This window comes from Pseudomonas sp. B21-023 (assembly GCF_024749165.1).
Lineage (GTDB): Bacteria > Pseudomonadota > Gammaproteobacteria > Pseudomonadales > Pseudomonadaceae > Aquipseudomonas.
The window spans coordinates 4,362,008-4,385,436 of the sequence record NZ_CP087190.1 but is presented as its reverse complement, the minus strand read 5'-3'; the positions used below and the strand labels follow the sequence as shown (position 1 = coordinate 4,385,436).

The 23,429-nt window shown below is 65.6% G+C and carries 21 protein-coding genes and 1 pseudogene; 11 read left to right on the top strand and 11 right to left on the bottom strand.

What is annotated here, in order from left to right; translation table 11 throughout:
* The first annotated feature begins 9 nt into the window (after positions 1-9).
* On the top strand, positions 10-1,101 hold the full coding sequence (xenA, locus tag LOY42_RS19630; RefSeq protein ID WP_258598912.1) for a xenobiotic reductase XenA: 1,092 nt from the start codon (positions 10-12) through the stop codon (positions 1,099-1,101).
* A 162-nt stretch (positions 1,102-1,263) separates the two neighbouring features.
* Here the strand turns inward: xenA and LOY42_RS19625 are convergent, their stop codons facing one another.
* The 5 genes and pseudogenes from LOY42_RS19625 to LOY42_RS19605 all read right to left on the bottom strand — a co-directional run bounded on the left by LOY42_RS19625 (position 1,264) and on the right by LOY42_RS19605 (position 7,788).
* A complete protein-coding gene (locus tag LOY42_RS19625; protein WP_258598910.1) occupies positions 1,264-2,508 on the bottom strand; it encodes an FAD-binding oxidoreductase in 1,245 nt (414 codons plus the stop codon).
* A 3-nt stretch (positions 2,509-2,511) separates the two neighbouring features.
* Complete coding sequence (locus tag LOY42_RS19620) at positions 2,512-4,089, bottom strand: aldehyde dehydrogenase (NADP(+)) (RefSeq protein ID WP_258598908.1); 1,578 nt, start codon at positions 4,087-4,089, stop codon at positions 2,512-2,514.
* A gap of 144 nt (positions 4,090-4,233) precedes the next feature.
* On the bottom strand, positions 4,234-5,181 hold the full coding sequence (locus tag LOY42_RS19615; RefSeq protein ID WP_139673056.1) for a dihydrodipicolinate synthase family protein: 948 nt from the start codon (positions 5,179-5,181) through the stop codon (positions 4,234-4,236).
* Between the two features lie 41 nt (positions 5,182-5,222).
* Positions 5,223-6,148 (bottom strand): annotated as a pseudogene (locus LOY42_RS19610) (4-hydroxyproline epimerase).
* A 23-nt stretch (positions 6,149-6,171) separates the two neighbouring features.
* Positions 6,172-7,788, bottom strand: coding sequence for an APC family permease (locus LOY42_RS19605; protein ID WP_111531782.1), 1,617 nt, complete (start codon positions 7,786-7,788; stop codon positions 6,172-6,174).
* 245 nt (positions 7,789-8,033) lie between these two features.
* On the opposite strand from LOY42_RS19605, the gene LOY42_RS19600 reads away from it, so the two are divergent.
* Complete coding sequence (locus tag LOY42_RS19600; RefSeq protein ID WP_139673048.1) at positions 8,034-8,813, top strand: AraC family transcriptional regulator; 780 nt, start codon at positions 8,034-8,036, stop codon at positions 8,811-8,813.
* Here LOY42_RS19600 and LOY42_RS19595 read toward each other — a convergent pair.
* The gene (locus LOY42_RS19595) at positions 8,801-9,688 is read right to left on the bottom strand and encodes a LysR family transcriptional regulator (protein ID WP_139673045.1); all 888 of its coding nucleotides are present in this window, start codon (positions 9,686-9,688) and stop codon (positions 8,801-8,803) included. The two genes, LOY42_RS19600 and LOY42_RS19595, sit on opposite strands and share 13 nt — an antisense overlap.
* 193 nt (positions 9,689-9,881) lie before the next feature.
* On the opposite strand from LOY42_RS19595, the gene moaB reads away from it, so the two are divergent.
* Positions 9,882-10,421: a molybdenum cofactor biosynthesis protein B gene (gene moaB, locus LOY42_RS19590; protein ID WP_139673042.1), complete on the top strand. Its 540-nt coding sequence runs from the start codon at positions 9,882-9,884 to the stop codon at positions 10,419-10,421.
* Between the two features lie 158 nt (positions 10,422-10,579).
* On the opposite strand, the gene LOY42_RS19585 is transcribed toward moaB, so the two are convergent.
* Positions 10,580-11,479 (bottom strand): bestrophin family protein, encoded by a 900-nt coding sequence (locus tag LOY42_RS19585; protein WP_258598904.1) that lies wholly within the window; start codon positions 11,477-11,479, stop codon positions 10,580-10,582.
* A gap of 21 nt (positions 11,480-11,500) precedes the next feature.
* Positions 11,501-12,505, bottom strand: coding sequence for a GTP 3',8-cyclase MoaA (moaA, locus tag LOY42_RS19580; protein ID WP_102681711.1), 1,005 nt, complete (start codon positions 12,503-12,505; stop codon positions 11,501-11,503).
* Positions 12,506-12,759: 254 nt separating this feature from the next.
* Here moaA and LOY42_RS19575 point away from each other — a divergent pair, with 254 nt between their 5' ends.
* Positions 12,760-15,087 carry an FdhF/YdeP family oxidoreductase gene (locus LOY42_RS19575; RefSeq protein ID WP_258598902.1) on the top strand — a complete coding sequence of 776 codons (2,328 nt, stop codon included), beginning with the start codon at positions 12,760-12,762 and terminating at the stop codon, positions 15,085-15,087.
* Between the two features lie 118 nt (positions 15,088-15,205).
* Here the strand turns inward: LOY42_RS19575 and LOY42_RS19570 are convergent, their stop codons facing one another.
* Positions 15,206-15,664 (bottom strand): Lrp/AsnC family transcriptional regulator, encoded by a 459-nt coding sequence (locus LOY42_RS19570; RefSeq protein ID WP_046856697.1) that lies wholly within the window; start codon positions 15,662-15,664, stop codon positions 15,206-15,208.
* Between the two features lie 152 nt (positions 15,665-15,816).
* Between LOY42_RS19570 and LOY42_RS19565 the strand changes: the two genes are divergently transcribed.
* Entirely contained in the window at positions 15,817-16,992 is a 1,176-nt protein-coding gene (locus LOY42_RS19565; RefSeq protein WP_139673230.1) for a PLP-dependent aspartate aminotransferase family protein, read from the top strand.
* Between the two features lie 78 nt (positions 16,993-17,070).
* Here the strand turns inward: LOY42_RS19565 and LOY42_RS19560 are convergent, their stop codons facing one another.
* Positions 17,071-17,310, bottom strand: a complete 240-nt coding sequence (locus LOY42_RS19560) for a YdcH family protein (RefSeq protein ID WP_139673036.1) — start codon at positions 17,308-17,310, stop codon at positions 17,071-17,073.
* 117 nt (positions 17,311-17,427) lie between these two features.
* On the opposite strand from LOY42_RS19560, the gene LOY42_RS19555 reads away from it, so the two are divergent.
* The 5 genes from LOY42_RS19555 (at position 17,428) to LOY42_RS19535 (ending at position 22,127) form a co-directional block, all read left to right on the top strand.
* Positions 17,428-17,793, top strand: a complete 366-nt coding sequence (locus LOY42_RS19555; RefSeq protein WP_102681713.1) for a 5-carboxymethyl-2-hydroxymuconate Delta-isomerase — start codon at positions 17,428-17,430, stop codon at positions 17,791-17,793.
* A gap of 164 nt (positions 17,794-17,957) precedes the next feature.
* A complete protein-coding gene (locus LOY42_RS19550) occupies positions 17,958-19,595 on the top strand; it encodes a phosphoethanolamine transferase (RefSeq protein ID WP_258598899.1) in 1,638 nt (545 codons plus the stop codon).
* 100 nt (positions 19,596-19,695) lie between these two features.
* The gene (rnd, locus tag LOY42_RS19545) at positions 19,696-20,829 is read left to right on the top strand and encodes a ribonuclease D (RefSeq protein WP_102681715.1); all 1,134 of its coding nucleotides are present in this window, start codon (positions 19,696-19,698) and stop codon (positions 20,827-20,829) included.
* Positions 20,826-21,119 (top strand): YcgL domain-containing protein, encoded by a 294-nt coding sequence (locus LOY42_RS19540; RefSeq protein WP_102681716.1) that lies wholly within the window; start codon positions 20,826-20,828, stop codon positions 21,117-21,119. The genes rnd and LOY42_RS19540 overlap by 4 nt, the downstream gene beginning before the upstream one ends.
* Before the next feature lie 75 nt (positions 21,120-21,194).
* Entirely contained in the window at positions 21,195-22,127 is a 933-nt protein-coding gene (locus LOY42_RS19535; protein WP_139673027.1) for a D-2-hydroxyacid dehydrogenase, read from the top strand.
* A gap of 111 nt (positions 22,128-22,238) precedes the next feature.
* Here LOY42_RS19535 and LOY42_RS19530 read toward each other — a convergent pair whose 3' ends face one another.
* Entirely contained in the window at positions 22,239-22,832 is a 594-nt protein-coding gene (locus LOY42_RS19530; RefSeq protein WP_111531788.1) for a nitroreductase family protein, read from the bottom strand.
* 145 nt (positions 22,833-22,977) lie between these two features.
* Here LOY42_RS19530 and LOY42_RS19525 point away from each other — a divergent pair, with 145 nt between their 5' ends.
* Positions 22,978-23,427, top strand: a complete 450-nt coding sequence (locus LOY42_RS19525) for a YcgN family cysteine cluster protein (RefSeq protein WP_110697939.1) — start codon at positions 22,978-22,980, stop codon at positions 23,425-23,427.
* The last annotated feature ends 2 nt before the right edge of the window (positions 23,428-23,429 follow it).

Genomic DNA, 23,429 nt, shown 5'->3' with positions numbered 1-23,429 from the left:
AGTTAGCTCATGGCCGCATTGTTCGAACCCTATACCCTCAAAGACGTCACCCTGCGCAACCGCATCGCCATTCCGCCGATGTGCCAGTACATGGCCGAGGATGGCCTGATCAACGATTGGCACCACGTGCACCTGGCCGGGCTGGCCCGTGGTGGCGCCGGCCTGGTGGTGGTCGAGGCCACCGCGGTGTCCCCGGAAGGGCGCATCACCCCTGGCTGCGCCGGGATCTGGAACGACACCCAGGCCCAGGCGTTCGTGCCGGTGGTCAAGGCGATCAAGGCCGCCGGTTCCGTGCCGGGCATCCAGATCGCCCACGCCGGGCGCAAGGCCAGCGCCAACCGCCCCTGGGAAGGTGACGACCACATCGCCGCCGACGATGCCCGTGGCTGGGACACCATCGCCCCGTCCGCCATCGCCTTCGGCACCCACCTGCCGAAAGTGCCGAAGGCCATGACCCTGGACGATATCGCCCGGGTCAAGCAGGACTTCGTCGATGCCGCACGCCGCGCCCGCGATGCCGGCTTCGAATGGATCGAACTGCACTTTGCCCACGGCTATCTGGGCCAGAGCTTCTTCTCCGAGCATTCCAACCAGCGCACCGATGCCTACGGCGGCAGCTTCGACAACCGCACGCGCTTCCTTTTGGAAACCCTGGCCGCCGTGCGTGAGGTGTGGCCGGAGAACCTGCCGCTGACCGCCCGCTTTGGCGTGCTGGAGTATGACGGCCGTGACGAGCAGACCCTGCAGGAATCCATCGAACTGGCGCGCCGGTTCAAGGCCGGTGGCCTGGACCTGCTGAGCGTCAGCGTTGGCTTCACCATTCCTGAGACCAACATCCCATGGGGGCCGGCGTTCATGGGCCCGATCGCCGAACGTGTGCGTCGCGAGGCCAAGCTGCCGGTGACCTCGGCCTGGGGCTTCGGTACCCCAGAGTTGGCCGAAGGCGCGTTGCAGGCCAACCAGCTGGACCTGGTGTCGGTGGGGCGTGCGCACCTGGCTGACCCGCACTGGCCGTATGCCGCTGCCAAGGCCCTGGGCGTGGAAAAGGCTTCGTGGACCTTGCCAGCGCCTTATGCGCACTGGCTCGAGCGTTATCGCTGAGTGAGGCAGGGGCTGCTTTGCAGCCCTTTCGCCGGCAAGCCGGCTCCCACAGTGATCGGCGCCATCCAGCGAGAACACCGTCTGACTGAGCCCAGCACCCTGTGGGAGCCGGCTTGTCGTGGCGACGAACTGCGGCGAATGGGCCGCGACGCGGCCCCCCTTTCAAAATCGGCTCAATCGATAGGCCCCGATTTGCGGGCAGTCTTCGCCATTTACCAACTGCCCCATCCATTCCGCCGTCACCGCCGCCTGGGTCAACCCCAAATGCTGGTGCCCGAACGCCAGCAACACCTTGCCATCGGCCACCCGGTCGATCACCGGCAGCGAATCCGGCAGCGAAGGCCGGAACCCCATCCACGGGGTCGCCCCCTCGGCATCCAGCTCGCGCCGAAACAAACCCTTGCTCAACCTGTGCAGTTGCCACGCCCGCTGCATGCTCGGCGGCGCCTCGAGCCCGGCGAACTCCACCGTGCCGGCCAGGCGCAGGCCGTCGGCCATGGGCGTCATGATGAACTTGCGCTCCAGCGAGGTGACGGCGAACGGCAGGCGCTGCTGCTCCGCCGGCAGCATCAGGTGGTAGCCGCGCTCGGTATCTAGGGGCACCCGCTTGCCGGTCAGGGTGGCGGTGAGCTTGGCCGAGTGGGCGCCGGCGCTGATCAACACCTGGCTGGCCTCAAGGGGGCCGTGGTTGCTGGCAAGGCTGACGCCCTGGCCATGCACCCGGCCGCCACTGACCTCGGCGCGCAGAAAGCGTACGCCACTGGCCCTGGCGGCGCTGAACAGTTCGCAGACCACTTGATAGGGGTCGAGGAAGTGACCGGTACGCGGGAAGAACAGGCCACCCAGGATCGATGGGCTCAACTGCGGCGCCGCCTCGCTCACCGCCTGTGCCGACCACAGGTCCACGGGTACGCCCTGTGCCTGCATGCGGGCGCGCAACGCCGCGAGGGCCTGGCGCGATTCATGGCGTTCGAACACCAGCAGCGACCCGTCTTCCTTGAGCAAGGGGCTGCGGTCGATGGAGGCGAGCAGCCGTTGCCAGGCGCCAAGGCTGTTTTCATTCAACGTCCGAATGCCCGCCACGCTGCGCTGGAACGGCGCCGGGCGCAGGTTCAGCAGCAGCCGGGTGAACCAGGGCAGGGCGCGGGGCAGGTACTTCCAGTCCAGGCGCAGCGGGCCCATCGGGTCCAGCAACATCGCCGGCAGGCGCTTGAGAATCGACAGGTCGGCGATGGGAAACACCTGCTCGGTGGCCAGGTGCCCGGCGTTGCCATACGAAGCGCCGTGGCCCGGTGCCTGGCGATCGATCAGCAGCACCCGGCGGCCCTGGCGTGCCAGCTGCAGGGCGCAGGCGACGCCGACGATGCCGGCGCCGACCACGGCGATGTCCGTGTCAGTGGCGGTCATCGTTCAGACTTCCCGCTGGCCATCGAGCAGCCGCCGCAAGTGCAGCGGATTGGCCTGCTGCAATGCACCGGGCAGCAGGGCGTCGGGGAAGTCCTGGTAGCACACCGGGCGCAGGAAGCGCAGGATCGCCGCAGTGCCCACCGAGGTACTGCGGGCGTCCGAGGTGGCCGGGAACGGGCCGCCATGGACCATGGCATCGCTGACCTCGACCCCGGTCGGCCAGCCATTGACCAGGACCCGCCCCGCCTTGCGTTCGAGGGTCGGCAGCAGGCGGCGGGCGCTGTGCAGATCGGCCTCGTCCAGGTGCAGGGTGGCGGTCAGTTGGCCTTCCAGATGCTCGGCCACCTGGCGGATTTGCTCATCGTTGTCGCATGCCACCACCAGCGAGGCGGCGCCGAACACTTCGGCTTGCAGCGTAGGGTCGGCAAGAAACGCCTGCGCGGTGGTGACGAACAATTGAGCCTGGCACTGGTTCGGCCCCTGCGCCGGCAGGCCGCTCGCCGCGCACCGGGCGTTTTGGTTTTCGCTCAGTGCTGCCACGCCGCCGACGTAAGCACTGGCGATACCCGGAGTGAGCATGGTCTGCGCTGCCGCTTGGCGAACATGGGTGCTGGCGGCAACCAGGAAGTGCTGGAGGGCCGGGCCCTGTCGGGCGATCACCAGCCCGGGATTGGTGCAGAACTGGCCGGCACCTTGGGTCAGCGAAGTGACAAAGCCTTGCGCCAGGGCTTCACTGCGCGAGCGCAAGGCGGCGTCGAACAGGAATACAGGGTTGATAGCGCTCATTTCGGCATAGACGGGGATCGGCTCCGGGCGCGCCAGGGCCGCCTGGCAAAGGGCGAGGCCTCCGCTGCGTGAACCGGTGAAACCGACCGCCTTGATGCGTGGATCAGTGACCAGGCCGATGCCCACTTCACGGCCCGCGCCGTATAACAGGGAAAACACGCCTTCGGGCAGTTCGCACTGCGCGACCGCCCGGGCCATGGCCTGGCCAACCAGCTCGCTGGTGCCGGGGTGGGCGCCGTGGGCCTTGACCACCACCGGGCAGCCTGCGGCCAGTGCCGAGGCGGTGTCGCCGCCGGCCACCGAGAACGCCAGTGGGAAGTTGCTGGCGCCGAACACCGCCACCGGGCCAAGGGCCACTTGGCGTTGGCGCAGGTCCGGGCGGGCCAGCGGCTGGCGCTCGGGCAGGGCATTGTCCACGCGCACATCCAGCCACTCACCGGCGCGTACCACCCGGGCGAAGGTGCGCAGCTGGGCGCAGGTGCGGCCACGCTCACCCAGCAGGCGGGCCTTGGGCAGGCTGGTCTCGGTGTGGGCGCGGTCGATCAGCGCATCGCCCAGTGCTTCGATCTGTTCGGCGATGGTTTCGAGAAAACGGGCGCGTTGTTCGAGGGGCGTTTCGCGGTAGGTATCGAATGCCGCCCAGGCCAGGGCGCAGGCCTGAGCCAGCTGTTCGCCGCTGGCGCCGGCATAAGCGGGTTCCAGGGCCTGGTTGCTGCTCGGGTCGATGGCGCGGATTGCTTCGCGGTTGCCGCGCACGGCACGCTGGCCGATCAGCAGGTTGCCTGTCAGGGTCATGGGGCGTCCTTTGGGATTGAGTTTGGGGAAAACGGGCCGCTGTGCGGCCCATCGCCGGCAAGTCGGCTCCCACAGGTACTGCACAAGGCTTGCAGCTTGTGGGCGCTGGTTTGCTGGCGATGGGGTGCGAGGCGGCTCCTGGAATCAGGCCTGGTTCTGCTCGGCCGACCAGCTGGCGTACCAGCTACGGAACAGCGCGTACTGCTGCTCGGCATAGTTGCGCTGGGCGTCGCTGAGGGCATCGGTTTCGTTGAAGTGCAGGCGGTACTCGGTGTCGCCGTTGAGCACCATCAGGTGCTTGTAGTACAGCACCAGGTCGCAGCCTTCATCGAAAGATGACAGCACTGCCAGCGCCGACTCCAGCTCCCGGGCCTGGCGTCGGGCCTTGGCATCGCCCTTGGCGGCACGCTTGCTCAGGCTGACCAGTTGCAGCACTTCACGGGGCAGCGCATTGCCGATGCCGGTGATGGCGCCGGTGGCGTTGCAGTTGACGAAACCATGCACCACTTGCGTGTCGACCCCCACCATCAGCGTCACGGCATCGTCCTGGGAGGTGATGTGCTCGGCGGCATAGCGCAGGTCGGTGCCGCCACCGAACTCCTTGAAGCCGATCAGGTTCGGGTACTCGCGGCGCAGTTCGAAGAACAGGTCGGCGCGGGTGGCGAAGCCGTAGTAGGGGCTGTTGTAGATCACCGCCGGCAGCTTCGGCGCGGCGGCGAGGATTGCCGAGAAGTGGTGCTTCTGGGCGATCAGCGAGGCGCCGCGGGACAGTACGCGGGGGATGACCATCAGGCCGGCGGCGCCGACCTTGGCGGCGTGGGCGGCATGGGATACGGCTTCGCGGGTGTTCACCGCGCCGGTGCCGACTATGGTCGGGATGCCGGCGGCCACCAGGCGCGCCACGCCTTCCTGGCGCTCGGCCTCGGTCAGCAGCGGCCAGTCGCCCATCGAACCGCAGTACACCACCGCGCTCATGCCGGCGTCGATCAGTTCGCGGCCCTTGCGCACCAGGGCGTCGAAGTCCGGCTTGCGCTCGACGGTGCAGGGGGTCATCAGGGCGGGCATGGTGCCGGTGAAGATGTTGTCGGTCATTGTTGTCACTCCTGGCGGTATTCAGTGGGAAATGAACGGGGTCAGATGCCCCAGGCGAAGGGATCCTGTTCGTCGATCAGCAGGGTGCTGTCGGCGGTCATGTGGGCGCGGCCGGTGATGAACGGGCGAATGCGTTCGCCGTCGCGTTCGTAGCGGCCCTGGAACTGGCTGCCGGTGATGCTGGCCTGGACCCAGGTCTGGCCTTCGGCGAGCTTGCCGTCAGCGGCCAGGCACGCCAGCTTGGCGCTGGTGCCGGTGCCGCAGGGCGAGCGGTCGTAGGCCTTGCCGGGGCACATGACGAAGTTGCGGCTGTCGGCGTTGGTGTCGTCGGCGAACAGCTCGACATGGTCGATCGGGGTGCCGTCCTCGCCTGTGATGCCTTGGGCTTCGAGTGCCTTGAGCAGGGCCCAGGTGTAGTCGGTGAGGGCTTCGCGGTTGTCCAGCTCGATATGCTGGCCGTGGTCGCAGACCAGGAAGAACCAGTTGCCGCCCCAGGCGATGTCGCCACGCACCTGGCCATGCCCAGGCACTTGCACCGCTACCTGACGGCGATAGCGGTAGGACGGCACGTTGCCGACGGTGACGGAACCGTCGTCATGCAAAGTGGCACTGACCTGGCCGACCGGTGTGTCGATCTTGTGCACGCCAGGTTCGATCAGGCCGAGGTGGTGCAGCGAAGCCACCAGGCCGATGGTGCCGTGGCCGCACATGTTCAGGTAGCCGGCGTTGTTGAAGAAGATCACCCCGCAGGTGGCATCCGCAGAGACCGGCGGGCAGTACAGCGCGCCCACCAGCACATCGTTGCCACGTGGCTCCAGCAGGCAGGCGCGGCGCCAGTGGTCGTGCAGCTCGCGCAGCTCGTCGCGCTGCTCGGCCATGCTATGGCCGTGCAATGGGGGAAGCCCTTCATCACCAGGCGGGTCGGTTCGCCGCCGGTATGGGAGTCGATGACATGAACCTGTTTCATCAGCGTGTCCAATCTGTAGTGGGTCAGGAGGCGACAGCGGCGGGCTGCTGGCCAGCATGGGGTTCGCTGCTGGCTTCGCTTTCGTCGTCGCCATCGAGGCGCACCAGCCGCGCCGGCACACCGGTGGCGGCGCCCCAGTAGTAGATGCCCAAGGCACTGGCAGCCACGACCACGGTATCCAGCGGGTGGCCGATCACGCCCAGGCCACCGAAGCTGCCAAGCCAGGAGAGGAAAATGGTCACGGCGTAGAAGCCGATCAGCCAGGCCGACGAGCGCACCTGCTGGCCCAGCGACAGGTGTTCGGTAGGCACGAAGCGGCGGCACAGCAGGTACAGCACGAACATCACGATCTGCAGCGCCAGCAGCCAGGACACGGTGTTCCACCCCGACCAGTAGACGATCAGCGCAGCGATGATGAACGACAGCGGGCCGAGCACGCCCATGCCCTTGACCCGGAACGGCCGGGCCATGTCCGGGGCGCTGCGGCGCAGGGCGGCCACGGACACCGGGGCTACGGCATAGCTCAGCACCAGCGCGGCGGAGACCACGTTGATCAGCGCTTCCCACGACGGGAAAGGCAGGGTCCAGAACACTGCCAGGGCGAAGGTCAGCCACAGCGCCGGGCGCGGAATGCCGGACTGCTCGTCGATGCGGGTGAAGTACTTGAAGAAGGTGCCGGTCTGCGCCCAGCCGTAGATCACTCGCGGGGTGGCGTTCATGTAGATGTTGCCGCAGCCGCTGGGCGAGATCACCGCGTCGGCCACCACCAGGTAGGCCAGCCAGCCGACGCCCAGGGCCAGGGCGATGTCACGGTAGGGCAGGGCCAGTTCCTTGGTCACCCCGGCCCAGCCGTTGGCAATCATCTCGGTCGGCACGCTGCCGAGGAACGCCAGTTGCAGCAGGGCATAGATCGCGGTGGACAGCAGCACCGAGAGAATCAGCGCGATGGGGATGGTGCGCTGCGGGTTCTTTACCTCGCTAGCCACCGAGATGATCGGGGTCAGGCCCAGGTAGGCGAAGATGATGCCGCCGGCCGACACCGCCATCTCCACCCCGGACAGGCCGAACGGGGCGAAGCCCTGGACCTCGAAGTTTTCCGGCTTGAAGAAGGTGAACAGCACGCCGATCACCAGCAGCGGCACGATGAACTTGAACACACTGACCAGGTTGTTGGCCTTGGCGAAGGTCTTCACGCTGCGGTAGTTGAGCACGAAGAACAGCCCCAGCAGGGCGAACTGCACCAGCCAGCCGAGCACCGTCGGGTCGCTGGAGCCGCTCTTGGTCAGCGCTGGGAACCAGGCCGCGGCGTACTGGCGCGAGGCGACCACCTCGATGGCGATCAGGCTCGAGAAGGCGATCAGGGTGATGAAACCCATCAGGTAGCCGAGCAGCGGGCCGTGGGAGTACACCGGGTAGCGCACCACGCCGCCGGCCCGTGGCAGGGCGGCGCCGAGCTCGCAGTAGACGATGCCCAGCAGCAGCACGGCGAAACCGCCGAGGAACCAGGAGAGGATGCCGGCCGGCCCGGCGATGGCCGAGACGTGGCTGGCGGCGAACAGCCAGCCCGAGCCGAAGATGGCACCGAGGCCGATGAAGGTGAGGTCCAGCAGTGACAGCTGTTTCTTGAATTTGCCTGACATGGGTGCGCCTTCTTGTAGGTTTTGGATAGGCAGGTCTGATGTCACGATGCGGCGGCATGCGCCGCGTTCTTGTAGGTCATGGGGCGGCTTGCGTGGGGCATAGAGTGGACCGATCGGGGGCTCGGTTCTTGATGGTTTTCTGCAAGGTGGGTGACGAAATCGGCATAGTCGAGAGCAAGTGCTGGCGCCCGGTGGGGGCTGCTGACTAGGCTTGCAGGGCCGCGAGAATCACTAGAGATAACCGCATGCCCGAGCAACCGTTGACTGCGCTGTACCAGCACCTCGACCAGCACCGCCCTGAATCTCTCGAAGCCTTGCTCACCGGTGTGGTCTGGCTGCTGCCGATGCTCGATGTCATCGCCAATGCGGCGATCTTCATCAAGGACGACCAGGCCCGCTATGTGCTGGCCAACCGCACGCTGGTCCAGCGCTGCGGTTTGAAGCACCTGCAACCGCTGCTGGGCAAGACCAGCGCCGAGGTGTTCCCGGCGCGCCTGGGCCCCGGCTACACCGAGCAGGATCGCCGGGTGCTGGAGCAGGGCCAGGTGCTGGAGGACCAGCTGGAGCTGCACCTGTACGGCAGCCGCGAACCGGGCTGGTGCCTGACCCACAAGCGCCCGCTGTACGACGCGACGGGGGCGATCATCGGCCTGGTGGGCATTTCGGTCGACCTGCAGTCAGCCGCCGACACCCACCCGGCCTACCAGCGCCTGGCGGCGGTGGATGCGCATATCCGCGCGCATTTCCACCAGCCGATCAGCATGGGCGAGCTGACGCGCATCGCCGGCATCTCGGTGGCGCAGTTGGAGCGCTACTGCAAGCGGGTGTTCCACCTCACCCCCCGGCAGATGATCCACAAGGCCCGCCTGGAACATGCGCACCAGTTGCTGCACAGCGACCTGCCGATCATCGAGGTGGCGCTGCGCTGTGGCTACACCGACCACAGCGCGTTCAGCCGGCAGTTCAGGCAACTGACTGGGTTTACCCCGCGCCAGTACCGCCAGGCGACGGCTCAGGAAGCTTGAAAAAGGGCACGGGCCTCGTCGAAGCACTGCTCGGCGATGGCCGAGCGTGGCTCGCTACGGCGTAGCAATAGCCCGACCGGGCTGTGGATGCTGGCCTCCTGCACCGGGATGATGCGCATGTGCTGGCTGAGGTCTTCCAGGCCGCAGTCCAGCGGCATGATCGCGCAGCACACGCCGGTATTGATCGCCTGGATCAGCTGGAAGGTCGAGTCGCTCTCGAGCACGGCATTGGGCGTGAGACCCCGGCTGCGGAAGCTCAGGTCGAGGGATTGGCGGTAGTGCATGCCTTTGCTCAGCAGGCCCAGCGGCAGCTCGCCGAGATCATCCCAGCGCAGGTTGTCGGCCTCGAACCGGAAGTGCCGGGTGTCGTGCAGCAGGCCCATGGTGGTGGTGCTCAGCTCGATCACATCGAAGAAGCTGGTGTTGACCTGGTCGAGGTAGCAGATGCCCAGGTCGAGCTGGTTGCGGCTCAGGCCATCGATCACCTGCTCGGAGCTCAGCGACGACAGCTGGAAGTGCAGCTCGGGGTACTTCGCGCGCAGCGGCATCAGCAGCTGCATGGGGTTGAAGCTGGCCAGCGGCACGGTACCCAGGCGCAGGCTGCCGACCACCTGGCCCCGGCAACTGGCGGCCTCGGCCTGCAAGCCATCATGGGCGGCGAGCAGGGTACGGGCCCAGGCCAGGATGCGTTCGCCGGCTTCGGTGAAGCCTTCGAAGCGCTGGCCGCGCTTGACCAGCACCAGGTCGAGTTCGTCTTCGAGGTTGCGCAGGCGCATGGACAGGGTCGGCTGGGTGATATGGCACAGCGCCGCGGCCTGGCCGAAGTGGCGGGTCTGGTCGAGGGCGATGAGGAACTTGAGCTGTTTGATGTCCATGGTGCGGCCTGGGTTGCGTGGTGGGTAGACCTTAACCAAGAGTGAAGCACCTGGCTAATCATTGCTGACAAATTCGCCGGCCTGTCGCGGGGCACGCGATAGAAACCGTCGATCACCCGGTACGCGCTATCGATTGGACGCTACCAGGGCTTCTCTCTAACGTGGCCGCCAAGCCAATCCTGGAGCAAAGGCCATGAGCGTGAAACCGGACGCGGTGTTCGTACCGCTGAACATCGCGGTGCTGACCGTCAGCGACACCCGTACCTTCGAGACCGACACGTCTGGCGAGCTGCTGGCCAGCCGTGCCGTCGGCGTGGGCCACCGCCTGGTGGCGCGCGAGCTGCTAAAGGACGACCTGTACAAGATCCGCGCCCAGGTCGCCACCTGGATCGCCGATGAACAGGTGCAGGTGGTGCTGATCACCGGCGGCACCGGTTTCACTGGCCGTGACAGCACGCCGGAGGCGGTGGACTGCCTGCTGGACAAGCGCATCGACGGGTTCGGCGAGCTGTTCCGCGCATTGTCGATCCTCGATATCGGTACCTCGACTGTACAGAGCCGGGCCTTGGCCGGCATGGCCAACGGCACCCTGGTGTGCTGCCTGCCGGGCTCGACCGGCGCCTGCCGCACGGCATGGGAGGGGATCCTGGCCGAGCAGCTGGATGCGCGGCACCGGCCGTGCAACTTCGTCCCGCACCTGAAGCCGATCGGGGCCTGCGAAAGCCGCGGTTGATCTGACTCTATCGCGGAGCAAGTTCGTTCCCACGCATTACCTGAACACAGTTGTAGCCGGTACGGCCCTATCGCCGGCAAGCCGGCTCCCACAGGGGGCACTTTGCCTTGTGGGAGCCGGCTTGCCGGCGATAGGGCTGCGCAGCAGCCCCGGCAATGTCAGCTCAACACATGATCCACCGGCACCAGAGCCGGTGGCAGTGGCTCATGCCCCAGCGCCGACAGCACATCGCGCTCCAGGGTGCGCACCAGGGCATCGGTCGGCAGGTCGTTCTCGTCGCGCCCGAACGGGTCTTCCAGCTCGTTGCCGATCGCATCCAGCCCGAAGAAGGTGTAGCTGACGATGGTGGTGAACAGCGGCGCCAGCCAGCCCAGCGGTTCGGCCAGGGCAAACGGCAGCAGCAGGCAGAAGATGTAGATGGTGCGGTGCAGCAGCAGGGTGTACGGGAACGGCAGTGGCGTGCCCTTGATCCGTTCGCAGGTGGCCTGCACGTCCGACAGGCCGGCCAGGCGCTGCGCCAGGAGGGTGTAGCGAAACTCGCTGATCTCCCCGCGCTCCGCCAGCCGCGAACAGTTTCCGCCCACCTCGCGCAGGATGCCGTCGCAGACATTGTGCGGCACGATCTGCGCCTGCTCGCCCAGCCAGGGTCGGGCGGCGCCCAGCTCGTCTTCGTTGCGCAGCCGGGCATTGAGGGCATGGGCGAAAGCACAGAGGCTGCGCAGCAGTTCCTCGCGCAGCGCCGCGTCCTTGATCAGCACACTTTCGCGCACGAATGAACGTACCTCGATAATCATCCGCCCCCAGGCCTTGCGGCCTTCCCACCAGCGGTCGTAGCAGGCGTTGTTGCGAAAGCTCATGAAGATCGACAGCGACAGCCCCAACAGGGTGAAGGGCGTGGCGCTGACCGGGTAGAACAGCGCCGGGTAGTGTCGCTCGACCAGCACGATCAGCGCCGCGAGCAAGGTCACCGCCAGGCAGCGCAGGGCGATGCGCTGGACGATCGAGCCTTTGAGGGTGAATAGCACGCGCAGCATGTCGGGGCGTGAGTGGACGATCAAGGCGGTTCCAGAGGCGGCCGATCAGCCGCCGGTCATGTTCATGAAGCGCAGGATCTGCACCTCGCCGCCCACTTCGAAGTGGTGACGGTAGGGCTTGAGCTGCATGGCGTCGCGAATGGCTTTTTCCAGGCGTGCAGTGTCGCCGGGGTGCTGGCGCATGACCTGCTTGAGGTCCACCGAATGTTCGTTGCCCAGGCACAGCAACAGGCGGCCTTCGACGGTCAGGCGCACGCGGTTGCAAGTGGCGCAGAAGTTGTGGCTGTGGGGCGAGATGAAGCCGACCCGGGTGTTGGGCGCCTCGGCCAGGCGCCAGTAGCGCGCCGGCCCCTGGGACGACTCGGCCGACTCGACCAGGGTGAAATGTTCGGCCAGGCGCGCGCGCACGTCGTCGCTGGAACAGAATGACTCGCCGCGCTCGTGCTCGCTGATCACGCCCAGGGGCATCTCTTCGATGAACGAGATATCCAGTTCACGGTCGATGGCGAAACGTACCAGGTCGACGATCTCGTGGTCGTTGCGGCCCTTGAGCACCACCGCATTGAGCTTGGTGCGGCGAAAGCCCGCGGCGCGCGCGGCGTCGATGCCGGCGATTACCTGCTGGAGGTCGCCGGTGCGGGTGAGGGCGCGGAAGCGCTCGGGGTCGAGGCTGTCGAGGCTGATGTTCAGGCGCGACACGCCGGCGTCGAACAGCGGCTGGGCCAGGCGGCCGAGCTGCGAGCCATTGCTGGTCAGGCACAGTTCGCGCAGGCCGGGCAGGGCGGCGATGCGTCCGCAGAGCTCGACGATGCCCTGGCGTACCAGCGGCTCGCCGCCGGTCAGGCGGATCTTGCGGGTGCCAAGGGCGACGAAGCGCTCGGCGACCTGGTACAGCTCTTCGAGGCTGAGAATCTGCTGGCGCGGCAGGAACTGCATGTCTTCGGCCATGCAATAGACGCAGCGAAAGTCGCAGCGGTCGGTGACCGACATCCGCAGGTAATCGACTTTGCGGTTGAAACCGTCGATCAGGGCCTGGGGGTTCTTTTCCACGTTCGCGCTCGACATTGAAGTGGCAGGGGGCGGCGAAAGGCCGCAGATAAGGTTCAAGCTATAACCTGCGCCCATTGGCGTCAAATTGCTTTCCCCGACCATTCGATCAGTCTCCTCTATCACGGCTGAAGGCCGTGCCGGCCAAGGGCTGTGGTCGGTGATCGAAACGGTTTATCACGCCGTCATTTATTTCGATTGGACGCAGTAGGGGGCGCTTCTTAGGCTGGAAAAAACACCGTGCGGAGAAGCGCAGCATGAGCCAGGACGAACACATCAGGGACTACAAGGGGCCGGCCGCCGGCTGGGGCGCGCTCAAGAGCGTGACCAAGAGCTGGCTGGGCAGCGAGAACGCCTTCAAGAACCTGCGGGCCATGCTCAAGACCAACCAGAACGGTGGCTTCGACTGCCCGGGTTGCGCCTGGGGCGAATCGCCGGAAAGCGACATGGTCAAGTTCTGCGAGAACGGCGCCAAGGCGGTCAACTGGGAGGCCACCGGCCGCTCGGTGGATCCGGCGTTCTTCGCCCGCTACAGCGTCAGTGCGCTGCTCGAGCAGACCGACTACTGGCTTGAGTACCAGGGCCGCATCACCCACCCTATGCGCTACGACGCGGCCACCGATCATTACGTCGAGATCAGCTGGGACGAAGCGTTCGCCCTGGTCGCCCGGCACCTGAACGGTCTCGCGTCGCCGGATGAGGCCGAGTTCTATACCTCGGGCCGGGCCAGCAACGAGGCGGCGTTCCTCTACCAGTTGTTCGTGCGCGCCTACGGCACCAACAATTTCCCCGACTGCTCGAACATGTGCCACGAGGCCAGCGGCGTGGGCATGGCCGAAACCCTCGGCGTGGGCAAGGGCACCGTGGTGTTTCATGACCTGGAGCTGGCCGATGCGATCTTCGTCATTGGCCAGAACCCCGGCACCAACCACCCACGCATGCTCGAACCGCTGCGCGAGGCGGTCAAGCGTGGTGCCCAGGTGGTCTGTTTCAACCCGCTCAAGGAACGCGGGCTCGAGCGCTTCCAGCACCCGCAGCACCCGTTCGAGATGCTCAGCAACGGCTCCGAGCCGACCAACACCGCATACTTCCGCCCGGCGCTGGGTGGCGACATGGCGGCCATGCGCGGCATCGCCAAGTTCCTTCTGCAGTGGGAGCGCGAGGCGCAACTGAACGACGAGCCACCTGTGTTCGACCACGCGTTCATCGCCGAGCACACCAGTGGCGTCGAGGCCTACCTGGCCGTAGTGGACGCCACACCCTGGGAACATATCGTCGAGCAGTCGGGCCTGAACAAGGCCGAGATCGAGCTGGCCGCGCGCATGTACCGCAAGGCCGAGCGGGTGATCATGTGCTGGGCCATGGGCATCACCCAGCACCGCCATTCGGTGCCCACCGTGCAGGAAATCGTCAACCTGCAGCTGCTGCGCGGCAACGTCGGCAAACCCGGCGCCGGCCTGTCGCCGGTGCGTGGCCACAGCAACGTGCAGGGCGACCGCACCATGGGCATCGACGAGAAGCCCAAGGCGGCGCTGCTCGACGCCATCGAGAAACGCTTCCAGTTCAAGGTGCCCCGCGAGCACGGCCATAACGCCGTGCTGGCGATCCAGGCAATGGAAGAAGGGCGGGCCAAGGTGTTCGTCGCCCTGGGCGGCAACTTCGCCCAGGCGACTCCGGACACCCCGCGTACCCACGCGGCGCTGCGCAACTGTGAGCTGACCGTGCAGATTTCCACCAAGCTCAACCGCTCGCACCTGGTCACCGGGCGTGATGCGCTGATCCTGCCGTGCCTGGGCCGCACCGAGATCGACATCCAGGCCGAAGGGCCGCAGGGCGTCACCGTGGAGGACACCTTCAGCATGGTGCATATCTCCCACGGCCAGCTGAAGCCGCGTTCAGCGCAGCTGCGTTCGGAGCCGGCCATCGTCGCCGGCATGGCCAAGGCTACCCTGGGCAATCGGCCCATCGACTGGGACTATGCGATTGCCGACTATGGCCGTATCCGCAGCATGATCGCCGACGTGATTCCCGGCTTCGCCGACTTCAATGCACGCCTGCAGCATCCGGGCGGCTTCCACCTTGGCAACCACGCTGCGGACCGCAACTTCCGCACGGCCACCGGCAAGGCGCGCTTCATCCCGAGCCAGTTGCCGGAGCAACTGGTCAACGCGGCTGTGCTGGCCCGCGGTGACAAGCCGGACCTGATCCTGCAGACCTTGCGCTCCCACGACCAGTACAACACTACGCTGTATGGGCTCGATGACCGTTACCGTGGCGTGTTCGGGCTGCGCGAGGTGGTGTTCGTCAACGAGGCCGATATCCGCCGCCTGGGCTTCGAGCCGGGCGAGCACGTGGATATCGTGTCGTTGTGGGAGGATGGCCTCGAGCGGCGAGTGTCGGGCTTCCGCCTGGTGGCCTATGACGTGCCTGAAGGGCAGGCGGCGGCGTATTACCCGGAGACCAATCCGTTGGTGCCGCTGGAAAGCTACGGCGAGGGGACCTACACACCAACCTCGAAGTTCGTGGCGATCAAGTTGGAGAAGGCGAGGGCGGGGAATCGGATCGAGGCTACCCTGGCTGACTGACAGGGCCGGCCTCATCGCTGGCAAGCCAGCCCCCACAGGGATGTCGTTTGGCTTGAGGTCGACGCCGTCGGGGGGAGCCGGCTTGCCGTCGATGAGGCCGGTCCTGCCAGAGATCATTTCAGCGCCCCACCGGATACGCCGTGGTGTACTTCATCTGCTCCATGGCAAAACTCGAGGTGATGTTCGACAACCCGTCGGTGCTGGTGATCAGCTTCTTGTAGAAGCGGTCGTAGGCGGCGATGTCGCCCACCACCACCCGCAGCATGTAGTCCCAGTCGCCGGACATGCGATACACCTCCATCACTTCCTCGAACGCCGTCACCGTGGCGGCGAACTGCGCCAGCCAGGCGCTGTCGTGGCGCTGGGTCTTGAGCTGGACGAACACCGTCAGGCCCAGGCCCAGGCGCTCGGGGTCGAGCAGGGCAACGCGGCCGCGAATGTAGCCTTCCTCTTCCAGGCGCTTGACCCGTTTCCAGCACGGCGTGGTGGAGAGGTTGACCGCTTCGGCCAGGTCCTTGAGGGACAGCGAGGCGTCGCGCTGGAGCAGGGTGAGGATGTGCTGGTCGAAACTGTCCATGACGTCGTGTCGCCGATTAGGGGAAAAGTTTTTCGAGAGTAGCCGCTCGCAGGGAACGTTGGAACTGTTTCGGCCGCTGCATCGACAGAAATGTTCTGCTGGCGCCTGGGGGTGGTGGATATGAGATAGTGGTGGTTTTCCACCCTCAGGCAATGGACCCGACCATGTCCGACAAACCGCGCAATTTCGCCACCCGCACCATCCACGCCGGTGAGCAATCCAGCGTCGCCGACAATGCCATCTTCCCGGCAATCGTCACTTCCAGCTCGTTCATCAAGCGCGGCCTGGACGACAACCCCGAATACGCCTACAGCCGTGTCAGCAACCCGACCCGGCACGCCTACGAGACCTGCGTGGCCGCACTGGAGGAGGGCGTCGGCGCGGTCGCCTGCGCCTCGGGCGTCAGCGCCACCGCCACGGTGCTCGAGCTGCTCTCCAAGGATGCCCATGTGGTGGTGATGAACGGTGTCTACGGCGGCACCTTCCGCCTGCTGGAAGACTACCGTGGGCGCACCTCGGGCCTGACCACCACCTACGTCGACCTCAACGACGTCGAGGCGGTGGCCGCGGCGATCCGCCCCGAGACCCAACTGATCTGGATCGAGTCGCCGACCAACCCGCTGCTGCACCTGGTGGACATCAAGGCGGTCTGCGAGCTGGCCCGTGATCGGGGGGTGATGACCTGCATCGACAACACCTTCTGCTCGCCGTGGAACCAGCAGCCGATCACCCTGGGCGTGGACCTTGTGATGCACTCGGCGAGCAAGTACATCGGCGGCCATTCCGACCTGACCGGCGGTGTGGTGGTGGCGGCCAACCACGAGTTGCTGGGGCGCCTGCGCAAGATCAGCATGGCGGTTGGCGCGATCCAGGGGCCGTTCGACTGCTACCTGGCATTGCGTGGGCTCAAGACCCTCGATGTGCGCATGGAGCGCCAGAGCGCCAACGCCCTGCGTGTGGCGCAGTTCCTCGAACAGCATCCGCAGGTCGAGCAGGTCTACTACCCGGGCCTGGAAAGCCACCCGCAGCATGACCTGTGCAAACGCCAGATGCGCACGGGCGGCGCGGTGGTGGCGTTGCGCATCAAGGGTGACCGGGCCGCGGTCAACCGCCTGGTCGAGGCGCTGTCGATCTTCGTCCTGGCCGACTCGCTGGGCGGTGTGGAGAGCATGATCAACCACTCCTGGAGCATGTCGCACAACTCCTTGAGCCCGGAGCAGAAGGGCGTGATGGGGATCAGTGAGAACCTGCTGCGGCTGTCGATCGGGATTGAAGACTACCGGGACCTGATCGAGGACCTGGATGCGGCGCTGAAGGCTTCTGCGTAGCGGACGCCGACGTTATCGCGGGGAAAGTCGCGTCCGCGCACCGATGCGACTTGCCCCGCGATAACCTCAGTGAGGGAGTCAGGATTTGGGCGGATGGATTATCCGTTCGATTTCTTCTTTGATCAGTGCGCGTTGCTTGCGAAGCCGGTTGAGGTTGTCATCCGTGGTGATGCCGGTTTTTTCAACGCTCACCACTTCATTGTCCTTTTCGGCGTAGCGCTTCCTCAGCTCAAGGAGTTCGTGTTTCTCCTTCGCAAGCGCATTGAAGTCGTCCTCCTTAACGCCTAGGTCTTCAAAAAGATTGTGCGGAACTGGCATTTCTTCACCTCTCTTCAGGGTTGGTAAACGAGCCTGAACCAAGAGGATAGTCGCCTTTGCCGTATTGCGGGACTGGGTTAGGCTGTCGCATCCCCCTGCGTGAACGGAACCTGCGCCATGCCTCACCTGAACCTGGAATACAGCGACAACCTGCGCGATCTCAATGTCGATGTGCTGCTGCTGCGCCTGAACCACGCCCTGGTCGGTAGTGGCCAGTTTGCCGAAGAGCTGGACATCAAGAGCCGCGCACAGGCCTTTGCCCAGTACCGGGTGGGCACCGCCCCTGGCGAGCGGGCCTTCGCCCATGTGCGTCTGGCGATTCTCAGCGGGCGCACGCAGCAGGTGAAACAGCAGTTGTCGAACAGCCTGCTCGAGGTGTTGCGCGAGGCGATTCCGGCCCAGCCTGGGCTGGACATTCAGCTGTGCGTGGAAGTCCTGGATATCGACCGCGAGCCGTACGCCAAACTTCGCCTGCCTGGCTGAATGGCAGCTGAATGAAAGTTGTTTAATTCATGAAAGACGCCGGCCCACCAATTGTTGGCGTCTTTTTCACAAAAAATTGATGCTAGGCTTTCTAGAGTTCGGCCAACTTTCCAATCTGCCCGTCCGGGCGTGTTGGCCGCTGATGAACTCTTGTTGCGAACGCCATGCTGAAACTCAAATCCCTGCGCACCGAATGGGTCACGTTGCTGGCCAGCCTGTACCTGTTGATCGGCTTCAACACCTTGCTTTGGGAACACCTGGAGTCCATCGTGCCGCCGGGCATGGTGGGGCTGTGGTTGAGCCTGGCGTTCGCCGTGCTGATGCTGTTCGCCTTCAATCTCATCCTCACCTTGCTGGCGTTTCGTTATGTATTGAAACCAGTATTGATTGTATTGTTCATCAGCGGTGCAAGTGTCGCTTACTTCATGAATCAATATGGCGTACTTATTGACGCTGGCATGTTCCGCAATGTGGCTGAAACCAATGTTGCGGAAGTGCGCGACCTGCTTTCGCTGAAGTTCGCCGTATATATCCTGCTGTTGGGTGTGCTGCCCTCGCTGCTGGTGTGGAAGGCCAGGATCGCCTATCGCCCCTGGCACCGCGAACTGCTGGGCAAGCTGGTGGTCAGTGGGGCCTGCGTCGCGGCCCTGGGCTCGGTGGCGCTGGTCAACTACCAGGGCTTGGCGTCGTTGTTTCGCAACCACCATGAACTGCGCCTGATGCTTACGCCGAGCAATATCGTGGGGGCCTCCATCGGCTATGTCAGCGAGCAGGTGGGCACGGCCACCCAGTCCTTCCAGCGCTATGGCGAGGATGCCCGTCGCGATGCGGCCTGGCAGCAGCACCAGCGCAAGTCGCTGACCGTGCTGGTGGTCGGCGAGAGTGCCCGGGCGGAAAACTTCGGCCTGCTCGACTATGCCCGCGACACCACCCCACAATTGAGCAAGGAGCAGGGCCTGCTGAGCTTTACCGACGTCCACTCCTGCGGCACCGAGACCGCCGTGTCGGTGCCCTGCATGTTTTCCGGCATGCCGCGCAAGGACTACGACGCCCGCGTGGCGAAGAACCGCGAAGGGCTGCTCGACATCCTCCAGCGCGCGGGGTTGGCAGTGCAGTGGCGCGACAACCAGTCCGGCTGCAAGGGCACCTGTGACCGGGTGCAGTTCATCGACGTGAGCAACCTGCAGGACCCGAGCCTGTGCGCCAGTGGCGAGTGCCATGACGAGATCCTGCTGCAGGGCCTGGGCGAGTTGCTGGACAACCTCGACCAGGACACCGTGCTGGTGCTGCACCAGATGGGCAGCCATGGCCCGGAATACTTCAAGCGCTACCCGGCCGGCAGCGAACCCTTCACCCCGGTGTGCCGCAGCAACGCCCTGAACCAGTGCAGCCAGCAAGAGATCGTCAACGGCTACGACAACACCCTGGCCTACACCGACAAGGTGCTGGCGACCTTGATCGATACCTTGCGCAGCAAGCAGGACACGGTCGACACCGCGATGATCTATCTTTCAGACCATGGCGAGTCGCTGGGCGAGTACAACCTGTTCCTGCACGGCACGCCCTACATGATCGCGCCGGAGCAGCAGAAGCACGTACCGCTGCTGGCCTGGTTCTCCGACAGCTACCGCGAGGACTTCGGCGTGGACACCGAATGCCTGGGCAAGCTGCGCGATGTGCCGTTGTCGCAGGACAACCTGTTCCACTCGATGCTCGGCCTGTTGCAGGTGCGCACCGAGGTCTACCAGCGCTCGCTGGACCTGTTTGCCGGCTGCCGGCCCTGGCTGGCGGCCGGTCGCTGAGCGTACCGACGATCAGCACCAAGGATGGCGTGGCTTGCGAGGTTTCACCCATTGCGCCCGCGCCGTATATACTGCGCGCCAATGTTAGTGGGAGAGCCTCGTGGCCATCGAAATTCACTGGATCCGTGACGACCAGACCCTGGCCCAGCACTGCCGAAGCTGGCGTGAGCTGCCGTTTGTGGCCCTCGACACCGAATTCATGCGGGTCGACACCTTCTACCCGAAAGCCGGGTTGATCCAGATCGGTGACGGCAAGCGTGCCTTCCTCATCGACCCTTTGCTGATTCGCGACTGGCAGCCGCTGGCCGAGTTGCTCGAAGACAATGGCGTGGTCAAGGTGCTGCACGCCTGCAGCGAAGACCTGGAGGTCCTGCTGCGCCTGACCGGCAAGCTGCCGCAGCCACTGTTCGACACCCAGCTCGCCGCCGGCTACCTGAACATCGGCTTCTCGATGGGCTATTCGCGTCTGGTGCAAGATGTGCTGGGGCTCGAGCTGCCCAAGGGCGAGACCCGCTCCGACTGGCTGCAGCGCCCGCTCTCGGAGACCCAGGTCAGCTACGCCGCCGAAGACGCCGTGCATCTGGCCGAGCTGTTCACCGCCCTGCGCCCGCGGCTGTCGGACGACAAGTACGCCTGGGTGCTCGAGGACGGTGCCGAGCTGGTCGCCGCGCTGCGCCGTGAAGTCGAGCCCGAGACCCTCTACCGTGATGTCAAGCTGGCCTGGAAACTGGGCCGCCAGCAATTGGCCGTGCTGCGCGAGCTGTGCGCCTGGCGCGAGCGTGAGGCCCGCAGCCGCGATGTGCCGCGCAATCGCATCCTCAAGGAACACTCGTTGTGGCCCATGGCCAAGAGCCAGCCCGACAGCCCGTCGGCGCTGGCGAAAATCGACGAGATGCACCCGCGCACCATCCGCCAGGACGGCGAGGCGCTGATCCAGCTGATCAAGCGCGCCGCCAGCCTGCCGCAGGAGCAATGGCCCGCGCCGCTGCCCGAGCCGCTGCCGATCGAAGCCGCCGGCATTCTCAAGCGCCTGCGCGCCATCGGCCAGGCCGAAGGTGAGCGGCTGGGCATCGCCCCGGAGCTGATGCTGCGCAAGAAAGCCCTCGAAGCCCTGCTCAAGAGCGGCTACCCCGACGGTCCCTATCAACTGCCCGATGCACTGCGCGGCTGGCGTCGCGAGCGCATGGGCCAGGCCCTGCTGGACGACCTGGCCGGTGCCGGAGATTCCCGATGAAACGTATCTGCTCGATCTACAAGAGCCCCCGCAAGAACGAGATGTACCTGTATGTGCTCAAGGCCGAGGGCCTGGAGCGTGTGCCCGAGGGGCTGCTGCCTTTCTTCGGCACGCCCGTGCACGCCTTCGACCTGGTGCTCAGCCCCGAGCGCAAGCTGGCCCGCGAGGACATCGCCAAGGTACTGGAGAACCTCGACAGCCAGGGCTACCACCTGCAGATGCCGCCGCCGGACGACGACTACATCGAGCACCTGCCCGAAGAACTGCTGCGCCGCAACGACCCGGCCTGATCCGGGCGCGGCCTCCTCTCTGTCTGCGGCCCGCCTGGCGGGCCGCTTCCGTTGTTTGTCAAGGTTGTGTGTCACATGCGCGTTCTGATCGCTGAACAGGATCATGCCAACTATGCCCGTCTTCTGGGTGAGGCGGCGCCGGACCTGGAGGTCCTGACCAGTGGCGATTCCGCCGAACTGGCCCGCCTGGCGCCCGAATGCCCGGTATGGCTGGGCCAGCCCGACCTGCTGGCCAGCCTGTTGCGCCAGGGTCACAAACCCCTGTGGATGCAATCGACCTGGGCCGGCATCACGCCGTTGCTGGCCGACGGCCTGCCGCGCGACTACCGCCTGACCCGGGCGGTGGGGATCTTTGGCCAGGTGATGGCCGAGTACATGCTCACCTACATGCTTGGCCATGAGCGTGATGTGCTGTCGCGCCTGGTCAGCCAGGTCGAGCGACGCTGGGACGATCGGCCAGGGCGGACCCTGGAAGGGCGTCGGGTGCTGATCGTCGGCACCGGAGATATCGGCCAGCAAGTCGCCGAGTTCCTCGTGCCGTTTGGTGTCACCTTGTACGGAGTGGCAAGCAGTGCCCGTGAGCAGGCGCCATTCGTCGAGGTGGCGGGGCTCGACCAGTTGCCTCGCCTGGTCGGCGAGGCCGATTACGTGCTCAACCTGTTGCCCGACACGCCCGTCACCCACGACCTGTACGATGCGGCGCTGTTCAAGTGCTTCCGTTCCAGTGCTTTGTTCATCAATGCCGGGCGCGGCGTGGCGGTGGTCGATGCCGACCTGGTCGAGGCGCTCAAGCAAGGGCACCTGGCCGGCGCGGTGATCGATGTCTGCCGCCAGGAGCCGTTGCCCCAGCGCCACCCGTTCTGGACTGCCTGGGGGCTGCTGCTGACCGGGCACAGCTCGGCGCCGACCTCGCCGGCGGCGATGGTGCGGTTGTTCGTCGGGAATGCGCAGGCGTATGCGGCGGGGCAGGGGTTGCGGGGCGAGGTGGATTTCGCGCGGGGGTATTGATCGTAGTCCGGCCGTTCCGGCCCATCGCCGGCAAGCCGGCTCCCACAGGAGGCCGCGCAACCTTGTGGGAGCCGGCTTGCCGGCGATGGGCCGGTGCTATCGATGGAAGGCTTACAGGCTGAAGTCGCCTTCGGCCGCCAGCTCGCTCAACGGCCGGCGTGGGCTCGGCACTTCACGGGCCTGCAGGCCTTCGGCCAGGGTCGCCTTGTCGCCCAGCTTGCCGATTGCCACCATGGCGTGCAGCGCGTAGCCCTCGGGGATCTTCAGCTCGCGCCGGGCCAGGTCCTGATCGAAGCCGGCCATGCCGTGGGTGTGCCAGCCGCTGATGCTGGCCTGCAACGCCAGATGGCCCCAGGCCGAGCCGGTGTCGAAGGTGTGCCACAGGGCCGGTTTCTCTTCATCGGAGCCAGGGGCGGCGAAGGTGGTCTTGGAGATGATCAGCACCAGCGCCGAGGCATGCTGCGCCCAGCTGCGGTTGAACTCGTTGAGGATGTCCAGGTAGCGCGACCAGCTCGGCGTGTCGCGACGGGCATAGAGGAAACGCCATGGCTGCGAATTGTAGGCCGACGGCGCCCAGCGCGCGGCTTCCAGGAAGCTCAGCAGGGTTTCCTGACTGATCGGCTCATTGGTGAAGGCGCGGGGCGACCAGCGATTGATGAACTGCTCGTTGATGGCGTAGTCGGCGATACGTGGGGTGGCGCTCATGGCTGCTCCTGCAAGGGCTGGGACAAAGACCGCACGCTACTGCGTCCGGCGAGCACTGACAAGCGGTCTGGCGTTGCCGCCGGACTGCCTCTAGACTGGCGCCGCCGCGCGCCGCGGATTGACGTTGACTGCAGGAACACGTGTGATGATCGCCGATACCGCGCCCTTCTGGCGGCGCAAGACCCTCGACCAGCTCGATGCGCAGGAGTGGGAGTCGCTCTGCGATGGCTGCGGCCTGTGCTGCCTGCAGAAGCTCGAGGACGAAGAGGACAACAGCGTCTACTACACGAGCATCGCCTGCAAGTTGCTCGACCTGCAGACCTGCCAGTGCAGCGACTACCCCAATCGCTTCCGCTACGTGCCCGATTGCATCCAGCTGACTCCGGGCAAGGCCGACCAGTTCAAGTGGCTGCCGCCTACCTGCGGTTATCGCCTGGTCAGTGAAGGCCAGGACTTGCCGTCGTGGCACCACTTGGTCTGCGGTGATCGCGGACAAGTGCATGAGCAACGCATTTCCCGGTCTGGACGGATGCTCAGCGAGAACGATGTGGATGAAGACGACTGGGAAGACCACCTGATTTTTCGCGCGGGTTGAGC

Excerpts from the sequence above, each read along its gene's own strand:
- xenA (WP_258598912.1), top strand. The coding sequence starts at position 10 with ATGGCCGCATTGTTCGAACCCTATACCCTCAAAGACGTCACCCTGCGC.
- LOY42_RS19625 (WP_258598910.1), bottom strand. The coding sequence starts at position 2,508 with ATGACCGCCACTGACACGGACATCGCCGTGGTCGGCGCCGGCATCGTC.
- LOY42_RS19620 (WP_258598908.1), bottom strand. The coding sequence starts at position 4,089 with ATGACCCTGACAGGCAACCTGCTGATCGGCCAGCGTGCCGTGCGCGGC.
- LOY42_RS19615 (WP_139673056.1), bottom strand. The coding sequence starts at position 5,181 with ATGACCGACAACATCTTCACCGGCACCATGCCCGCCCTGATGACCCCC.
- LOY42_RS19605 (WP_111531782.1), bottom strand. The coding sequence starts at position 7,788 with ATGTCAGGCAAATTCAAGAAACAGCTGTCACTGCTGGACCTCACCTTC.
- LOY42_RS19600 (WP_139673048.1), top strand. The coding sequence starts at position 8,034 with ATGCCCGAGCAACCGTTGACTGCGCTGTACCAGCACCTCGACCAGCAC.
- LOY42_RS19595 (WP_139673045.1), bottom strand. The coding sequence starts at position 9,688 with ATGGACATCAAACAGCTCAAGTTCCTCATCGCCCTCGACCAGACCCGC.
- moaB (WP_139673042.1), top strand. The coding sequence starts at position 9,882 with ATGAGCGTGAAACCGGACGCGGTGTTCGTACCGCTGAACATCGCGGTG.
- LOY42_RS19575 (WP_258598902.1), top strand. The coding sequence starts at position 12,760 with ATGAGCCAGGACGAACACATCAGGGACTACAAGGGGCCGGCCGCCGGC.
- LOY42_RS19570 (WP_046856697.1), bottom strand. The coding sequence starts at position 15,664 with ATGGACAGTTTCGACCAGCACATCCTCACCCTGCTCCAGCGCGACGCC.
- LOY42_RS19565 (WP_139673230.1), top strand. The coding sequence starts at position 15,817 with ATGGACCCGACCATGTCCGACAAACCGCGCAATTTCGCCACCCGCACC.
- LOY42_RS19560 (WP_139673036.1), bottom strand. The coding sequence starts at position 17,310 with ATGCCAGTTCCGCACAATCTTTTTGAAGACCTAGGCGTTAAGGAGGAC.
- LOY42_RS19555 (WP_102681713.1), top strand. The coding sequence starts at position 17,428 with ATGCCTCACCTGAACCTGGAATACAGCGACAACCTGCGCGATCTCAAT.
- LOY42_RS19550 (WP_258598899.1), top strand. The coding sequence starts at position 17,958 with ATGCTGAAACTCAAATCCCTGCGCACCGAATGGGTCACGTTGCTGGCC.
- LOY42_RS19540 (WP_102681716.1), top strand. The coding sequence starts at position 20,826 with ATGAAACGTATCTGCTCGATCTACAAGAGCCCCCGCAAGAACGAGATG.
- LOY42_RS19535 (WP_139673027.1), top strand. The coding sequence starts at position 21,195 with ATGCGCGTTCTGATCGCTGAACAGGATCATGCCAACTATGCCCGTCTT.
- LOY42_RS19530 (WP_111531788.1), bottom strand. The coding sequence starts at position 22,832 with ATGAGCGCCACCCCACGTATCGCCGACTACGCCATCAACGAGCAGTTC.
- LOY42_RS19525 (WP_110697939.1), top strand. The coding sequence starts at position 22,978 with ATGATCGCCGATACCGCGCCCTTCTGGCGGCGCAAGACCCTCGACCAG.